Annotated in this window: 18 protein-coding genes; 12 read left to right on the top strand and 6 right to left on the bottom strand. The window is 66.1% G+C overall.

What is annotated here, in order from left to right; genetic code table 11:
- Positions 1–180: 180 nt before the first annotated feature.
- Entirely contained in the window at positions 181–726 is a 546-nt protein-coding gene (locus AC2FNY_RS04265) for a prolyl-tRNA synthetase associated domain-containing protein (RefSeq protein ID WP_496801731.1), read from the top strand.
- Between the two features lie 49 nt (positions 727–775).
- Here the strand turns inward: AC2FNY_RS04265 and AC2FNY_RS04260 are convergent, their stop codons facing one another.
- A complete protein-coding gene (locus AC2FNY_RS04260; RefSeq protein ID WP_496801730.1) occupies positions 776–1522 on the bottom strand; it encodes an aspartate/glutamate racemase family protein in 747 nt (248 codons plus the stop codon).
- 160 nt (positions 1523–1682) lie between these two features.
- Here AC2FNY_RS04260 and AC2FNY_RS04255 point away from each other — a divergent pair, with 160 nt between their 5' ends.
- Entirely contained in the window at positions 1683–2561 is an 879-nt protein-coding gene (locus AC2FNY_RS04255) for a LysR family transcriptional regulator (protein ID WP_496801729.1), read from the top strand.
- Complete coding sequence (locus AC2FNY_RS04250) at positions 2549–3448, top strand: DMT family transporter (protein ID WP_234176570.1); 900 nt, start codon at positions 2549–2551, stop codon at positions 3446–3448. The genes AC2FNY_RS04255 and AC2FNY_RS04250 overlap by 13 nt, the downstream gene beginning before the upstream one ends.
- A 9-nt stretch (positions 3449–3457) precedes the next feature.
- Here the strand turns inward: AC2FNY_RS04250 and AC2FNY_RS04245 are convergent, their stop codons facing one another.
- Positions 3458–3799 carry an ArsR/SmtB family transcription factor gene (locus AC2FNY_RS04245; protein ID WP_234165814.1) on the bottom strand — a complete coding sequence of 114 codons (342 nt, stop codon included), beginning with the start codon at positions 3797–3799 and terminating at the stop codon, positions 3458–3460.
- A 230-nt stretch (positions 3800–4029) separates the two neighbouring features.
- Between AC2FNY_RS04245 and AC2FNY_RS04240 the strand changes: the two genes are divergently transcribed.
- The 5 genes from AC2FNY_RS04240 (at position 4030) to AC2FNY_RS04220 (ending at position 6670) form a co-directional block, all read left to right on the top strand.
- A complete protein-coding gene (locus AC2FNY_RS04240; protein ID WP_234139871.1) occupies positions 4030–4374 on the top strand; it encodes an AtpZ/AtpI family protein in 345 nt (114 codons plus the stop codon).
- 77 nt (positions 4375–4451) lie between these two features.
- Entirely contained in the window at positions 4452–5159 is a 708-nt protein-coding gene (locus AC2FNY_RS04235; protein WP_235776025.1) for a F0F1 ATP synthase subunit A, read from the top strand.
- Between the two features lie 76 nt (positions 5160–5235).
- The gene (locus tag AC2FNY_RS04230) at positions 5236–5460 is read left to right on the top strand and encodes a F0F1 ATP synthase subunit C (RefSeq protein WP_011048925.1); all 225 of its coding nucleotides are present in this window, start codon (positions 5236–5238) and stop codon (positions 5458–5460) included.
- Between the two features lie 86 nt (positions 5461–5546).
- Positions 5547–6092, top strand: coding sequence for a F0F1 ATP synthase subunit B' (locus AC2FNY_RS04225; RefSeq protein ID WP_496801728.1), 546 nt, complete (start codon positions 5547–5549; stop codon positions 6090–6092).
- Between the two features lie 5 nt (positions 6093–6097).
- Positions 6098–6670, top strand: a complete 573-nt coding sequence (locus AC2FNY_RS04220; RefSeq protein ID WP_234139868.1) for a F0F1 ATP synthase subunit B — start codon at positions 6098–6100, stop codon at positions 6668–6670.
- Between the two features lie 91 nt (positions 6671–6761).
- Here AC2FNY_RS04220 and AC2FNY_RS04215 read toward each other — a convergent pair whose 3' ends face one another.
- Positions 6762–7532 (bottom strand): FadR/GntR family transcriptional regulator, encoded by a 771-nt coding sequence (locus AC2FNY_RS04215; RefSeq protein ID WP_234139867.1) that lies wholly within the window; start codon positions 7530–7532, stop codon positions 6762–6764.
- 153 nt (positions 7533–7685) lie between these two features.
- On the opposite strand from AC2FNY_RS04215, the gene AC2FNY_RS04210 reads away from it, so the two are divergent.
- From AC2FNY_RS04210 to AC2FNY_RS04195, 4 genes are all read left to right on the top strand, one after another.
- Complete coding sequence (locus AC2FNY_RS04210) at positions 7686–8894, top strand: aminotransferase-like domain-containing protein (protein WP_496801727.1); 1209 nt, start codon at positions 7686–7688, stop codon at positions 8892–8894.
- Between the two features lie 37 nt (positions 8895–8931).
- Entirely contained in the window at positions 8932–9330 is a 399-nt protein-coding gene (locus AC2FNY_RS04205; protein WP_234139865.1) for a hypothetical protein, read from the top strand.
- 138 nt (positions 9331–9468) lie between these two features.
- Complete coding sequence (locus tag AC2FNY_RS04200; protein WP_496802099.1) at positions 9469–12924, top strand: chromosome segregation SMC family protein; 3456 nt, start codon at positions 9469–9471, stop codon at positions 12922–12924.
- A gap of 56 nt (positions 12925–12980) precedes the next feature.
- Positions 12981–13343, top strand: coding sequence for a hypothetical protein (locus AC2FNY_RS04195; RefSeq protein ID WP_496801726.1), 363 nt, complete (start codon positions 12981–12983; stop codon positions 13341–13343).
- A 9-nt stretch (positions 13344–13352) separates the two neighbouring features.
- Here AC2FNY_RS04195 and AC2FNY_RS04190 read toward each other — a convergent pair whose 3' ends face one another.
- The 3 genes from AC2FNY_RS04190 to cobD are packed head-to-tail and all read right to left on the bottom strand — an operon-like array spanning position 13353 to position 16454.
- Positions 13353–14516 (bottom strand): lytic murein transglycosylase, encoded by a 1164-nt coding sequence (locus AC2FNY_RS04190; RefSeq protein WP_496801725.1) that lies wholly within the window; start codon positions 14514–14516, stop codon positions 13353–13355.
- Positions 14517–14547: 31 nt separating this feature from the next.
- Positions 14548–15468 (bottom strand): adenosylcobinamide-phosphate synthase CbiB, encoded by a 921-nt coding sequence (cbiB, locus tag AC2FNY_RS04185; RefSeq protein ID WP_496801724.1) that lies wholly within the window; start codon positions 15466–15468, stop codon positions 14548–14550.
- Positions 15465–16454 carry a threonine-phosphate decarboxylase CobD gene (gene cobD, locus AC2FNY_RS04180; RefSeq protein ID WP_496801723.1) on the bottom strand — a complete coding sequence of 330 codons (990 nt, stop codon included), beginning with the start codon at positions 16452–16454 and terminating at the stop codon, positions 15465–15467. Before cobD ends, cbiB begins: the two co-directional genes overlap by 4 nt.
- Between the last annotated feature and the right edge of the window lie 82 nt (positions 16455–16536).

Here is a 16536-nt window from a genome sequence, read left to right as displayed (position 1 = left end):
GTTGTTTGTTTGCAAACAAACAATGTTTTTTGCACTTCTATCTTGATTGTGGAATTCTTTCCTCATTGAGGTCATTGGTGGGCGAACGACGCAACGCGCGGTGAACTGGTCGCGCCATGGGTTGCGATGGGGCGGTGATCGCGGCAAGAGGGGTGGAATGACTTGTCAGGGAACCCGACCATGGACGCCTCTTCGGCCTATCAGGATACATTGCCCGTTTCCTCGGACGCGCTGCTTGGCCAGCTTGACGACTGGGGGCTGGCCTATCGACTGTTTACCCATGTGCCGCTCAGAACGGTCGAAGACGCCAAGGCGGTCGAGGGAGAGCTGACCCGGCCCGGGGAACGGGCGTTCCGGATCAAGAACCTGTACCTGCGCGACAAGAAGAAGCGCAACTATCTGGTGACGCTGGAGCAGGACCGTGAGATCGACCTGAAGGCGCTGGGCGCGGTTTTGGGCGCGGGCAACCTGTCCTTTGGCTCGGCGGACCGGCTGTTGCAGAATCTGGGTATCCGGCCGGGTGCGGTCAGCCCGCTGGCGATGATCAACGGGGTTGGGCAGGGGGTCAGGCTGATCATGGATGCGGCGGTGCGCGAGGCCGAGGTGGTCTATATGCATCCGCTGGTCAATGATCGCACGGTGGCGATGGCGCGCGCGGACCTGATGGTGTTTCTCGACCGCATCGGGTGCGCGGTGACCTGGCTGGACGGGGCCGAACGCGCCTGACGGCGCGTGCCTGCGGCGCGAGTATTTTCAACTAGAAAGAAGCAGGGGGTCAGACCTCGTCCGCCAGCGCCATGTCGAGGGCGGCGGCGACATGGGCCGCCGAGGGGTTGACGAAGAGATGCCCGCCGGCGCGAAAGGTGATGTCGTCCACATGGTCGGGAAAGGCCAGTGGCAGTTCGGTACAGGCCAGCAGGATCGCGGTGCCCGGTTCGGCGTGGCGGTCGCAAAAGGCCAGCAGGCGCGGGCGCGCGTTTTCCGAGACGCCCGCGTAGAGGTCTTCGTCGATCAACGCCTGCATTTCGGCGATGTCCTCCGGGGACAGGGGAGGATTCGCCATGACCCCGGCGGGGGCCAGTGCGTTGGCGTAGTCGCGGGCCTGCATGGTGACGGCAGTGCCCAGAACCAGGGCCCGGGCGCTGCCGGTTTCGGCTGTGGCGCGTGCGGTGGCGTCAAAGATCGACAGGACCGGCATGTCGACCCCCCGGCGGATCGCATGCAGCCGCGCATGCGGCGTGTTCGAGGCGATCACCGCGAAATCGCAACCCGCCCCCTGAAGGGTCAGCAGAGCGTTGCGGAAGACCGCGTCGAAGCCGGACCAGCTGGCCTCCTCCCCCGGGCGGCCACGCAGGGCGCGGGTCTGCGCCTGGGTGACGGATTCGATCGTCATCGGGGGGATTGGCAGCGGCGTTCCATGGCCGCGCGCGGCAAAGAAGCGCCCCGCCCCCTGCGCGATGGCCCGGTAATAGTCTATGGTCGAGGGCCAGCCGACGCCGCCGAGTATGCCGATCTTCTTCATGGGGCCTCCGGGTTGGTGGGGTCTGGTGCAGCGTCCTGCGGAAGGCGCGAAATTGCCAGAACAAACCCTCTGACGGAAGATTTGTGTTGCAGAGGTGAACGTAGCGCAGGAAAACTGTCGGTAATTGTTGAAATCTGCACAGTTTGAGGCCCTAAGCCGCATGGAGAATTGGGATGAGGTGCGGACCGCCTATCAGGTGGCACGCATGGGAACCGTCAGTGGCGCCGCCGAGGTGCTGGGTGTGCATCATGCCACCGTGATCCGCCATATCGACGCGATCGAGGCGCGGCTGGGCGTCAAGCTGTTCCAGCGCCACGCGCGCGGCTATACCCCGACCGAGGCGGGTCTGGACCTGCTCAGGGTGGCGCAGGCGACCGATGACCAGTTCAGCCAGCTGGTCGGGCGGCTCAAGGGCGTGGGCGACGATGTCTCGGGCGAGCTGGTTGTAACCTCATTGGAATCGCTGGCGCCGCTGGTGGTACCGGTGCTGGGGGCGTTCCAGCGCAAGCATCCCGGCCTGATCGTGCGATATCTGACCGGCGCGCGCCTGTTCCGGCTGGAATATGGCGAGGCGCATGTGGCGATCCGGGCCGGACGGGTGCCCGACCAGCCCGACAACGTGGTGCAGCCTTTTATCGATCAGGAGGTGGGGCTTTATGCCAGCCGGGGTTATGTGGCGCGGCGCGGGATGCTCAAGGGGCCCGAAGACCTGAAAAACCACGAGTATGTCGGCAGCGATGACGAAAACAGCCGGGCCCCTTTCTATATCTGGCTGCGTCAGAACGTGCCGCCCGAGGCGATCTCGTTTCGTTGTTCCGATACCTATTCCGCCGGGCACGCGGTGCGGGCGGGGGCAGGGATCGGCTTTGTCTCGCGCTGGGCCGCCGCGCGCGACCCGGATCTGATCGAGATGCTCCCGGCAGAAGAGGAATGGGCGGGCAAGCTGTGGCTGGTGACCCATGTCGACCTGCACCGCACGCCCAAGGTGCAGAGCTTTCTGAAGTTCCTCAAGCAGGCTGCGCGCGAATGGGAGGTCTGAGTCCCGAGGGGCGGGGTCATCTGGCGATGCTCTGCTTTTCGGCGCTGGTGGCGGGCAGCTTCTCGCTTGGTTCGATGGTGGCCAACGAGATCGCTCCGGCGGCGCTGAACGCGGTGCGGTTCGGGATTGCCGCGGTGGTGATTGGCATCGCGGCGGCGGCGACCACCGGCATTCCGCGCACGGCGCTGCGGGCGCCGTGGCGCTATGCGCTGCTGGGCGGGCTGTTCGCCGCCTATTTCGTTCTGATGTTCGAGGGGCTGAAGACGGCGCCACCGGTCAGCGCGGCGGCTGTATTCACCCTGACCCCGGTTCTGTCGGCGGTTGCGGGCTGGCTGCTGCTGCGGCAGGTGACCACGTCGCGCATGGCACTGGCGCTGGCGATCGGGGCAGGGGGCGCGCTGTGGGTGATCTTTCGCGCCGACTGGGCCGCTCTCCGGGCGTTTCAGATCGGACAGGGAGAGATCGTCTATTTCTGGGGCTGCGTGGCGCATGCGATCTATACGCCGATGGTGCGGCGGCTGAACCGGGGAGAGCCCGCGGTGGTGTTCACGCTGGGCATGCTGGTGGCGGGCTGTCTGCTGCTGACCCTTTATGGCTGGGAAGACCTGCGGGCGACGGATTGGGCGGCGCTGCCGCCCATCGTCTGGATCGGGCTCCTGTATGTGTCGATCTGCGCCAGCGCGATGACATTTGTGCTGCTGCAATTCGCCACCCTGCGGCTGCCCTCGGCCAAGGTGATGGCCTATACCTATCTGACGCCAACCTGGGTGATCTGCTGGGAGATCGCACTGGGCAATGGTGCGCCGGGCGGGCTGGTTCTGGTGGGGATCGCCATGACGGTGGTGGCGCTGGTCATGCTGTTGGAAACACCGGCGCGGCGGGGATAGTCGGGCGGCTCATCCGCCCGGTTGGGCGTCTTCGCCCAGTTCCGTTGCAAGAAAGCGTTCGAACGCATCCAGATTGACCGGCTCGAACTGACCGAACCCCTGCATCCAGACCGAGGCCTGCCGCAGCGCGTCGGGTTCCAGCTTGCACCATTTCACCCGGCCGCGTTTCTCTTGCGTGATCAGCCCGGCACGGGTGAGGATCACCAGATGTTTCGAGATGGCCGCAAGCGACATCTCGAACGGTTCGGCCACATCGGTCACGGCCATGTCATCCTCGAGCAGCATCGCGAGGATCGCGCGCCTTGTAGGGTCGGCAAGCGCCGAAAAGACATCGTCGAGCGGGTCTGACATGAACTGGCAGAACCATATGCCGGCTGGATCGTCAACCGTTTGGTTGAATATGCATTTCTGGCGGTTTTGACCCCGGACCTGCCTGCGGCGCATTTGCACCCCGTTTTGAAATGTAATAAATATCTTTTTATTTCAATGTGTTGGGCGCAGGTTTGCTGGGGTGACAGAGGCGTTGACTCTGTGCCCCGGCCCCCTTAGCACATGCCCAAGACTGCGTAGGGGTGCCACCCGTGACCGAAGACGACCAAAAGCAGCGGCTGACGCAGCTTGAGGCGCGGATCGAAGCGGCCAAGAAGGCCCGCGAAACCGGCACCAAACGCGCGGATGCAAGCCATGCCCAGGGCGAATTGGCCTGGCGGATGGTGATCGAGATGGTTTCCGGTCTGGGGATCGGATTTGGCATCGGGTACGGGCTGGACAGCCTGTTCGGGACGATCCCGATCTTCCTGGTGCTGTTCACATTACTGGGTCTTGCCGCCGGGGTGAATGTCATGCTCCGCAGCGCGCGCGAAATCCAGGCGAAGACAGAGGCCGAAGCCGCAAAGGCAACGGCCGAGAGAGACGAGAGGGACTAGACGTGGCAAGCGAAGCACACGCCGCAGACAAGGCAGCAGAACACGCGGCAGAGGGTGGTAGCCTGGTCTTCCACCCGATGGATCAGTTCATCGTCAAGCCGCTGTTCGGCGACGGCGCGGTGGGCATGTTCACCATCACCAACTCGACCCTGTGGATGGGTCTGGCGGTGCTGGCGATCATCGGCCTGCTGGTGCTGAGCACCTCGAAACGCGCCATCGTGCCGGGCCGCATGCAGTCGATCGCGGAACTCGCCTATGGCTTCATCTACAAGATGGTCGAGGACATCTGCGGCAAGGACGGGGTGAAATACTTCCCCTATGTCATGACCCTGTTCATGTTCATCGTCACCGCAAACTTCCTGGGCCTGCTGCCCAAGTCGTTCACCACCACCTCGCATTTCGCGGTGACCATGGTACTGGCGCTGGCGGTTTTCCTGACCGTGACCATCCTGGGCTTCGTCAAGAACGGCGCCGGGTTCCTGAGCCTGTTCTGGGTGTCGAGCGCGCCGCTGGCCCTGCGTCCCATCCTGGCGATCATCGAACTGATTTCCTACTTCGTGCGTCCGGTCAGCCACTCCATCCGTCTTGCCGGTAACGTCATGGCAGGCCACGCGGTGATCAAGGTCTTCGCAGGCTTTGCCGCCATCGCCGCGATCAGCCCGGTTTCGGTTCTGGCGATCACCGCCATGTACGGTCTCGAGGTGCTGGTGGCCTTTATCCAGGCTTACGTGTTCACCATCCTGACCTGCGTCTACCTCAAGGACGCGCTGCACCCGCATCACTAATCTCAGCGGCGGGCCCGTGCCCGCCCTGTGTATCCAACACCCTGACATTCAACTTCCAATCGTAAGGAGACACATCATGGAAGGCGATCTCGCACATATCGGCGCAGGCCTGGCAGCAATCGGTTCCGGCGCAGCCGCAATCGGTGTGGGCAACGTGGCCGGCAACTTCCTGGCCGGCGCCCTGCGCAACCCCTCGGCCGCCGCGTCGCAAACCGCGACCCTGTTCATCGGCATCGCATTCGCAGAAGCCCTGGGGATCTTCGCGTTCCTCGTCGCTCTGCTGCTGATGTTCGCCGTCTAATTCGCGGAACCTGATCCTTACGCGCAGGTGGGCCCAGGCCATAGCGGCCCACCTGTTGTAAAGACAACGTTCCGACGGAGGACAACATGGCGACTGAAACAACCGGAGCTGTCAGCACCTGCGTCGATTCCCATGGCTCTGCCATCGGCATGCCGCAGCTGTGTTTCGACTGGTTCCCGAACCAGATCTTCTGGCTTGTCATCACGCTGGTCGTCGTCTTTCTGGTCCTGTCGCGCGTGGCCCTGCCGCGTATCGCGGCAATCCTGGCCGAGCGTCAGGGGACCATCACAAACGACCTCGCCGCTGCCGAAGACCTGAAAGCCAAGGCCGCCGCAGCGGAAGAAGCCTATACCAAGGCGCTTGCCGATGCCCGCGCCGAGGCGCAGCGTATCGCCGCCGAGGCCCGTGCCGAAATTCAGGCTGGCCTGAACGACGCCATCGCCAAGGCCGATGCCGAGATTGCCGCCAAGGCCGCTGAATCGGAGAAGGTGATTGCCGGTATCCGTGCCGGTGCGCTGGAAAGCATCGAAGCGGTTGCCAAGGATACTGCCGAGGCGCTGGTCGATGCGCTGGGTGGCAAGGCCGACGCGGCCTCTGTTGCCGGTGCCGTCGAGCAGCGGATGAAAGGATAAGAGACATGCGTAACATTCTCGCCCCTGTCCTGAGCCTTGTCCTGATCGCTGGCGTGGCCAGCCCGGCCCTTGCCGCGAGCGGCCCGTTCTTCTCGCTGAAGAACACCGACTTCGTGGTGACCATCGCGTTCCTCGTCTTTGTCGCGGTCCTGTTCTATTTCAAGGTGCCGTCGATGATCGGCGGGGCGCTGGACAAGCGTGCCGAAGGCATCCAGTCGGACCTGGACGAAGCCCGCAAGCTGCGTGAAGAAGCGCAAAGCCTCCTGGCCTCATTCGAGCGCAAGCAGAAGGAAATGCAGGGTCAGGCCGATGCCATCGTGGCTGCGGCCAAGGACGAGGCACAGCGTGCTGCGGAGCAGGCCAAGGTGGATCTGCAGGCGTCGATCGCCCGCCGTCTGGCCGCCGCCCAGGACCAGATCGCCTCGGCCGAGGCGGCAGCGGTCAAGGACGTGCGCGACCGGGCCATCGCAATCGCGGTTGCCGCCGCCGGCGACGTGATCGCCAGCAGCATGACCGCGACCGAGGCCAACAAGCTGATCGATGCCGGCATTGCCGACGCGGGTGCCAAGCTGCACTGACGTCAACAGCATGTACCGATCTGGAAAACCCGGCCGATGGTCGGGTTTTTCGATTCCAAAGATGTCGTCAGGGTAGTTGCCCGGGCGCAGTTCAGCTACGCCCGGCCTCATGCTCCAACCGCTGCCGGGCGATGGCCTCGTTGCGTTCGGCCTTTTCCTGATCGGCCAGACATTGCTCGACATAGCTCAGATGGTCGGACACGGCAGCGCGGGCGCCGGCCGGGTCACGTTCCTGAAGCGCGGCGTTGATGGCGCGATGCTGGTCCAGGATCGCCTCGCGCGTGGTGCGCTGGTGGAACATGATCTTGCGGTTATAGAACACGCCCTGCCGCAGCAGGTCGAACATCGAGCGCAGCATGTGCAGCATCACCACGTTGTGGCTGGCTTCGATGATCGCCATGTGAAACTCGGCATCCAGTCGGGCCTCGTCCTCGCTCTTGCCGCGCTTATGCGCCTCGACCATCTTGTCAAAGATTGCCTGAATCACCTTGAGGTCGCTTTCCGAGCCCAGCCGCGCCGCGCGTTCGGCCGCCAGCCCTTCGATATCGCGGCGGAACGAGAGATAATCGAACATCGCCTCTTCATGCGAGGCGAACAGTCGGGTCAGCGCGGGCGAGAAGGCATTGCCCAGAACCTCGGCCACAAAGATGCCCGAACCCGCCCGCGACACCAGCAGACCCTGTTCCTGCAATTCGGCCACCGCGTCGCGCAGCGATGGGCGCGACACGCCCAACCGCTCGGCCAGGTCACGTTCGGCGGGCAGCCGTTCGCCTGGTCGCAGGATGCCTTGCAGGATCAGCATCTCGATCTGGCGCACGACCGAGGTCGACAGTTTTTCGGGTTGGACTTTCTGGAATGGCATATGCGGGCGGGGCCTCTGAATGTGGTCAAAACATATGACCGGGCGCGGCGGGACGCAACAGGGCGCGTTCACGTCCTCTGTAACATTGGTCAGAATTATTGACTTAAATTTCCTGCTTTCTAGTCTCACCCTGATCACAGGGAGGACCGGAGCATGAGTCTGGAAGAAATCTTTGCCACGCGGGCGGGGCGGCTGAAGGCCTCGGAAATCCGCGAGCTGCTGAAACTGCTCGACCAACCCGATATCCTGTCCTTTGCCGGGGGCATTCCCGACCCGGCGCTGTTCCCGGCTGAGGCCTTTGCCGATGCCTTTGCCGAGGCGCTGACGCCGGCGCATCAGGCGCAGGCGCTGCAATACTCGGTGAGCGAGGGGTACCTGCCGCTCCGCCGCTGGCTGGCCGATCACATGGGCACGCTGGGCGTGCCCTGCGGCGCCGACAACATCCTGATCACCTCGGGCTCGCAACAGGCGCTCGATTACCTGGGCAAGCTGTTCCTGTCGCCGGGCGATACCGCGCTGGTGGGCTGGCCCACCTATCTGGGCGCGCTGGCGGCGTTCAACGCCTATGAGCCGGTCTATGACCGGCTGCACGTCAACACCAACCGTGCGCCCGAAGATTACCGCACCGCGGCCGAGGCCGCCGGCGGGCGGGTCAAGATGGCCTATCTCTCGGCCGATTTCGCCAACCCGACAGGCGAGACGGTGGATGAGGCCGGACGCGAGCGCCTGCTGGACCTGGCCGAGACGCTGGACTGTGCGGTGATCGAGGACGCGGCATATCAGGCGCTGCGCTATGATGGTGCGCCGGTGCCGCCGATCCTGGCGCTTGAGATCGCGCGCAAGGGTTCGATCGAAGCCTGCCGGACGCTCTATTGCGGGTCGTTTTCCAAGACGCTTTCGCCCGGCCTTCGGGTGGGGTGGGTGGTGGCGCCGCAGGCGGTGATCCGACAGTTGGTGCTGATGAAACAGGCCGCCGACCTGCATTCCTCGACCATCAACCAGATCGCCATTCACCGGGTGGCCGAGACCCTGTTCGACAGCCATGTCGCCAGCCTGCGTACCACCTATCGCAGCCGCCGCGACGCCATGCTGGCGGCGCTGGCCCGGCACATGCCCGAGGGCGTCGACTGGACCCGCCCCGAGGGCGGCATGTTCGTCTGGCTCACCCTGCCGCAGGGCATGGATGGCGCCGCGCTGCTGGCGCGGTCGCTGGACACGGTGCGGGTGGCCTTTGTGCCTGGGCGCGCGTTCTTTGCCGATGGCTCGGGCGCCAATACGCTGCGCCTCAGCTTCTCCTGCGCCTCTGAGGAGATGATCGAAGAGGGGATGGCCCGGTTGGGGCAGTTGCTGCGCGCCGGGTGAAACCATCTGTTAACCGGATATGATGCAGAGTGCGGCCATGCTCCGCCTGCTCTCTCTCATCGTGTTGCTGGCCGGTTGCGGCGGCCCCGGGCGCGAGTTCCGGGGCCTGCCTGCGACCCGTGTCGATGTGGGCGGCAGCGTGTTCGACGTGCGGGTGCGCGGCAATCTGGCCGAGGCGATCCGGGTCAATCCGCAATACGCCCCCCGCTTTGGCCCGATCCGCGAGCGGGCCGGTTTTGCCATGGCGCAGGTCTCGGGCTGCCGGGTGGTCGGCGTGCTGGGCGATCAGGCGGTGGCGACCGGCGTGCTCAGCTGCGACGGGCGCCCGGCCAACTGGGCGCAGCCTGCGGCGTTGATGCGGTTCGACTGTTTCGAGGTGGACAGCTGGACCAGCGGCGACACCGAGTATACCGATTTCGAATGTACGCCTTACTAGGGGTAAACGGGCCGGAAATCGCCATATATTGGGGATAACTCGGCCTGATCCGCCAGATGATGGGGCGTGGGCGTTGACAGGCGGCAAGTGGCACGGGCAGGCTGATTGAGCACTGGAATCACCGAAAGCCGCCCGCACTTGCGTTTCAACAGGCTCAAACTGACCGGCTTTAAAAGCTTTGTTGACCCGACCGATCTGATCATCGCGGACGGGCTGACCGGTATTGTGGGCCCCAATGGCTGCGGCAAGTCCAACCTGCTCGAGGCGCTGCGCTGGGTGATGGGTGAAAACCGTCCCAAGGCGATGCGCGGCGGCGGCATGGAGGACGTGATCTTTGCCGGTGCCTCCTCGCGCCCGGCGCGCAATTTTGCCGAGGTCACGCTGCTCATGGACAATTCCGAGCGGCTGGCGCCCTCGGGGTTCAACGATGCCGACCAGCTGGAAATCGTGCGCCGCATCACCCGCGACGTGGGCAGCGCCTACAAGGCCAATGGCAAGGATGTGCGCGCCCGTGACATCCAGATCCTGTTTGCCGATGCCTCGACCGGAGCGCATTCCCCGGCGCTGGTGCGGCAGGGCCAGATCGCCGAGCTGATCAACGCCAAACCCACCTCGCGCCGCCGTATCCTGGAAGAGGCGGCGGGGATTTCGGGCCTTTACCAGCGGCGGCACGAGGCCGAGTTGAAGCTGAAAGGCACCGAGACCAACCTGACCCGCGTTGACGACGTGCTGGAACAGCTGGGCACCCAGCTAGCGCAACTGGCGCGTCAGGCCCGGCAGGCGGCGCGCTATCGCGAGATCGGCGAACAGCTGCGTCTGGCCGAGGGTCAGTTGCTCTATCGTCGCTGGCGCGATGCCGACGAGGCGCGCGCCAAGGCCGAAGAGGTGCTGCGCCACCGTACCCTCGATGCCTCGCGGGCCGAGGCGGCCGCGCGTCAGGCCGAGGCGCTGCGCGTCGAGACCGAGGCGGCGCTGCCTGCGCTGCGCGAGGAAGAGGCGATCGCCGGTGCCGTGCTTCAGCGCATGCATGTGCAGCGCGACACGCTCAACGATCAGGAACAGCGCGCCCGCCAGCAGATCGAGGTTCTGACAGCGCGCATCGCCCAACTGGGTCGCGATATCGAGCGCGAGACCGGGCTGAACCGCGACGCGGGCGACACCATCGAACGGCTGGAATGGGAGGCGCGCGAACTCTCCAAGGCCGGCGCAGGCCATGCCGACCGGCTGGCCGAGGCGGCGGAACTGGCCCGTGAGGCGGCCGCCGTCCTGCAAGAGCGCGAGGACCATCTGAGCCAGGTGACCGAGGATGTGGCACGGCTGGCCGCCCGCCACCAGTCGGCGCAGCGTCTGGTCGAGGACAGCCGCAAGACGCTGGCCCGCTCCGAGGCCGAGGAGACCCGCGCCCGGGGCGCGGTCGAAGAGGCCCACGCGGCGCTGGACCGCGCGGGCGAGGCCTATGAGGGCGCCGAGAGTGCTGCCGAAGAGGCCGCCGAGGCCGCCGAGGCCGCCGAAGAGGCGCTGGCCGCCGCCGACGAGCTGCGCGGCGAGACACAGGCGCGCGAGGCCGAGGCCCGCGCGCAGCTCTCCGAAGCCGAGGGCGAACTGGGCGCCATCCGCGCCGAAACCGGCGCGCTGGCCAAGCTGGTCGAACGCGACACCGCCGAGGGTGGTCAGGTGCTCGACCTGATGCGGGTGGAGCCGGGCTATGAAAAGGCGCTGGGCGCGGCGCTGGCCGATGACCTGCGCGCCCCGCTGGTCGAGGGCGAGGGGCCGTCGGGCTGGCTTGACCTGCCCGATTACGACCACGGCCAGCCTCTGCCCGAGGGCGCCGAGCCGCTGGCGCTGCATGTGTCCGGTCCCGACCGGCTGAGCCGCCGGATCGCGCAGATCGGTCTGGTCGATGCCGCCACCGGTGCCCGCCTGCAAGCGGCGTTGAAGCCGGGTCAGCGGCTGGTCAGTCTCGAAGGCGATCTGTGGCGCTGGGACGGGTTCCGCGCCTGGGCGCAGGATGCCCCCAGCGCGGCGGCAATGCGGCTGGAACAGCTCAACCGGCTGGAAGCGCTGAAGCAGGAACTGGCGCAGGTCAGCGCCCGCGCCGAAGGCGCGCGCGCCGCCCATGACCGCCTGTCGCTACGCCTGCGCGAAGTGACCGAGGCCGACCGTCAGGCGCGCGAGGCGCGCCGTGCCGCCGATCAGCGCATGGCCGATGCCGCCCGCGCCCAAAGCCGGGCCGAGGCCGAGCGCAACCTGGCCCAGGGGCGGCTGGAAACGCTGGGCCTGGCCGTCACCCGACACAAGGAAGACGCGATGGCCGCCCGCGCCCAGCTGCGCGAGGCCGAGGCGGGGCTGGCGGATCTGGGCAATCTTGACACTGCCCGCGCCTCGGTCGAGGATATCCGTCATGCGGTCGAGGCGGCAAGGATCACGATGCTGACCCACCGCTCGACCCATGACGAGGTGCGCCGCGAAGGCGAGGCCCGCACCAAGCGCGCACAGGAGGTCACCAAGGACCTCAGCGGCTGGCGCCACCGGCTGGAAACCGCGGGCAAGCGCATCGCCGAACTGGAAGAGCGCAAGGCCGCCTCCGAGGAAGAGCTGACCGAAGCGATGCAGGTGCCCGGCGAAATCGCCGAGGCACGCGAGGACCTGGCGGAACAGACCGAAACCGCCGAGGCCCGCAGGGCCGGGGCCGCGGATCGGCTTGCCGCGGGCGAGACGAAACACCGCGAGGCGGCATTGGCCGAACGCGAGGCGGCACGTCTGGCGTCCGAGGCGCGCGAGGGACGTGCGGCTGCCGAGGCCCGGGCCGAGGCCGCCCGCGAGACCATGCAGGCCGCCGCCGAACGCATCGCCGAAGAACAGCAACTGACCCCGAACCAGCTGTTGGCGAAGTTGGCGGTAGAGCCGGACGCCATGCCCGACAGCGACACGCTCGAAGCCGAGGTCAACCGCCACAAGCGCCAACGCGACGCCATGGGCGCGGTTAACCTGCGCGCCGAAGAAGACGCGCGCGAAGTACAGGAAGAGTTCGACTCGCTGTCCAAGGAAAAGGGCGATCTGGAAGAGGCGGTCAAGACCCTGCGCAGCGGTATCGCGAGCCTCAACCGCGAGGGGCGCGAGCGGCTGCTTACCGCCTTTGAACAGGTCAATTCGAACTTTGTCATGCTGTTCCGCCACCTGTTTGGCGGCGGCGAGGCCAATCTGGTCATGGTCGAAAGCGACGACCCGCTGGATGCGGGGCTGGAAATCATGTGTCAGCCGCCGGGCAAGAAACTGTCGACCCTGTCTCTCTTGTCGGGCGGCGAGCAGACGCTGACCGCGATGGCACTGATCTTCGCGGTCTTTCTGGCCAACCCGGCGCCGATCTGCGTGCTGGACGAGGTCGACGCGCCGCTTGACGATGCCAACGTGACCCGGTTCTGCGATCTGCTGGACGAGATGTGCCGCCAGACCGACACACGGTTCCTGATCATCACCCACCACGCGGTGACCATGGCGCGGATGGACAGGCTGTTTGGCGTCACCATGCAGGAAAAGGGCGTCAGCCAGCTGGTCTCGGTCGACCTGAAAAAGGCCGAGGCGCTGGTCGCCTGATCCGCCTCACCGCAACGTGACTGGGGGCGGGTACGCAGCCGGGTTAGGTTTGGCTCATGATCCTGCGCCTTGCCCTTGCCTGCACCCTTGTCGCAACACCCCTGATGGCCACCGAATGGCGCCTGAAAGAGGGCGACCGCCCCCTGAACGCAGTCGAGTTGGAGGCATTGGCCGGGCGCACGCTGACCTTCTACGACGATGGCCGCTCGACCTATTCGGCGGGGGGCTCGTTTTCCTATACCTATTCCCCGGCCAATGGCGGCGGCACCGCGTTCGGCACCTATCACATCGCCGAGGATGGCAGCATCTGCACCCGCTTCCGCAACGGTCTGGGCCGCTGTGACCTCTATGTGCTGAACGGCATCCGGCTGCTGCTGATCACCGAAACGGGCGAGCGGTATCCGGTCCGGCCAGAGTAAGGCGCTCCCTTACAATTGGCTAAGCAGTTCCGCCGTGGGCCAGGCATCGGCGGGCAGGCCCAGCCGCGCCTGCTCGGCCTGGACCGCAGCGCGTGTGCCCGCGCCCAGGATGCCATCGATCTTGCCCACATCATGGCCGCGCGCCTGCAACTTCTGTTGCAGCGCCTTCATGGCGGCACCGTCCAGCCCGGGCGCGGGGTTGCCAGCGTCATAGACCTGACCGCCCTCCAGCCGTGTTGCGAAATAGGCCGCCGTCAGCACATAGACAAAGCTCTGGTTCCATTCGAAATAGACGTCGAAATTGGGATAGGCGAGGAAGGCCGGCCCCTTGTGACCCTGCGGCAGGATCAGCGAGGCGGGCAGATCAGCCAGCGTTCCGGCGCGCGGGCGCACGCCCATCGCCTGCCACTCCACCGCTGAACGCGGCTTGCCCGGCCCGCTCAGCGACCAGTCCATTTGCGCGGGCACAGTTACCTCTTGCAGCCAGGGCTCGCCCGCGCGCCAGCCCAGATGCGACAGCATCCGCGCACCCGACATCAGCGCATCCGGCGCCGAGGTCTTGAGGGTCACATGCCCGTCGCCATCGCCGTCGACGCCGTTTTCCAGGATGTCGCGCGGCAGCATCTGCACCATGCCGATCTCGCCCGCCCAGGCGCCGGTGGTGCGGGCGGGGTCGAAATCGCCATGCGCGAAAAGTTCGATCGCGGCAAAGATCTGCGGCCGGAACAGTTCAGGCCGGCGGCAATCATGCGCCAGCGTGACCAGCGCGTTGCGGGTGTTGAAATCGCCCTGATAGCCGCCGAAATCGGTCTCGAACGCCCAGAACGCTAAAAGCACGCCGCGCGACACGCCGTATTCCGCTTCGATCCGGTCGAACACCGCATCGTATTTGCGTCCCATCGCCTTGCCGGTATCGAGCCGGTTTTGCGAGATCAGACGGCGCGAGAACTCGACAAAGGGTTTCTGGAACACGCCCTGTGCGCGGTCGGCCCTGAGCACCTTGGCGTCCTGCGCCGCCCCCTGAAAGAAGCGGTCGACCAGCGCCGGGTCATGGCCCATCGAAACCGCCTCGGCTTTGAGACCATCGACAAAGCTCGAAAAACTGCCGCCGCATTGCGCCAGCGCCGGAGAGGCCAGCACAATAGCGGCCATGATCTGGGGAAGAATGCGCATGATGTCCTGTTGGTTTGGTCCTTGAATACGATCAGAAGATCGCCGCCAGCGCCACCAGCGTCAAGGTCAGACCCAGGGCCAGCGCCCAGACCTGCCACAGCAGGGTCACCGCGCGTTCGATCTCGCGCGGGCCGATTTCTTTGCGGCCCTCTTCGTTTACCCAGGCCAGATGCCGGATTTCGCCGTGATAGCTGCGCGGCCCGGCCAGCGCGATGTTGAGCGCGCGGGCCATGGCGGCCTCGGGCCAGCCGGCATTGGGCGAGATATGGCGCTGGGCGTCCTCGACGATGCCGCGCCAGTGGCGCCAGCCATTGGACAAGAGCACGATCATGCTGCAGGTCAGTCGGGCCGGGATCAGGTTGAGCAGATCATCCAGCCGTGCAGCGGCCCAGCCGAACTGCGCATAACGCTCGTTCAGATAGCCCACCATGCTGTCGGCGGTGTTGATCGTCTTGTAGAGCAGCAGGCCCGGCAGGCCACCGACCAGAAACCAGAAGGCGGGCGCGATCACCCCGTCGCTGAGGTTTTCTGCGGCGCTTTCGATGGCGGCGCGCGCCACCTGCGGTTCGGACATGGTGGCCGTATCGCGCGAGACGATGCGGGCGACGCTGCGCCGGGCCTCGGGCAGCGACAGGCGCAGCGCGTCGGCCACATCCGCCACATGCCCGGCGAGCGATTTCTGTGCCAGCAGGATGGCGCAGATCAGCACCTCGGCCACCGGTCCCAGCAGCGACAGCAGCGCACCCACCGACAAGGCACCCACCGCCAGGATCGCGGTCACCGCCACCCCTTTGAGCCGGCGATGTCCGCCCTCGTTCAACTCGTCATCCAGAACCGAGATGATGTCGCCGATCAGAACCGCCGGATGGCGCAGGCGCGACCACAGCCATTCGGGCTCTCCCAGCGCGGCATCGAGCAGCATGGCAAAGCCGAGCAGCAGGGCGGTGCTCATAATGCGCTCTCCAGCCGGCCCCAGCCTTCGGCGGGGGGAAGGCCCAGCCGCAGGAAATGGCCGGAATAGGGAAAGATGCGGCTCCAGATCCGGGCCTGGGCCAGGCGGTCCTGCCAGGCGGCGGCATCATCGACGTGGTAAAGGCGGAACAGGTCGGTGCCGCCCAGACGCTCGGCGCCGCGCGCGGTCATCAGCGTGTCGAGCCGGGCGGCCTCCTGCGCCAGCCTGATCCGGGCCTCTTCGGCCCATGCAGGATCGTTCAGCGCCCTTGTCCCGATGCGCAGCGCCGGACCCGACACCGCCCAGGGGCCAGTCAGGTCATTGAGGCGCGCGATGGTTTCGGGCAGGGCGACGGCAAAACCGAGCCGCAGCCCGGCAAGCCCCCAGAACTTGCCAAAGCTTTTCAGCACCACGGTGCCCGGGCGCGTGGCCAGATGCGCCAGCGAGGTCTCGGGTGTCACGTCGCCAAAGCTCTCGTCGATGACGCAAAGCGCGCCTTCGGCCTCGGCCTCGGTCCAGATGCGGCCGTCGGGATTGTTGGGATGCACGATCACCCGTGCCTCGGCCGGGCCATCATCGACCACCTGCCAGCCATGGGCGGCAAAGGCGGCGGCATGTTCGTTATAGGTGGGCCGGGTGATCCGCACCCGCGCGGGCTCTGCCAGCGCCGGAATGCGCGCGATCAGGGCCGAGGCGCCGGGCGCGGGAAGGATCGCCGCCGCGTCGGGCAGGTGCCAGAACGCGCGCGCGGCGCGGGTCAGCTCAGCAAAGGCACCGTGATCGGGCAGCGCCGTCCAGTCCTCGGGCAGCAGCGCCCCAACTGGATAGGGCAGGGGGTTGATGCCGGTCGACAGGTCGATCCAGTCGGCGCGCGCGCCACCATATTGGCGCATCGCTCCGTCCAGCCCGCCGCCATGGTCACGGCGTGCGCGCGGATCGGTCGGATCGTCCGGCTTGGCGGACGGATTGGCAAATCCCGTGTTCATGTCCCTGTCATCCCCGACATCGCGACTTGCATCAAGCGGATTTCCGCCCGAAGCTCAAGGGAGGAACGCGGCTTCCCGGGTG

The sequence above is a fragment of the Ruegeria sp. BHSC223 genome (assembly GCF_059613025.1).
This window is presented reverse-complemented; position numbering and strand designations above follow the sequence as displayed.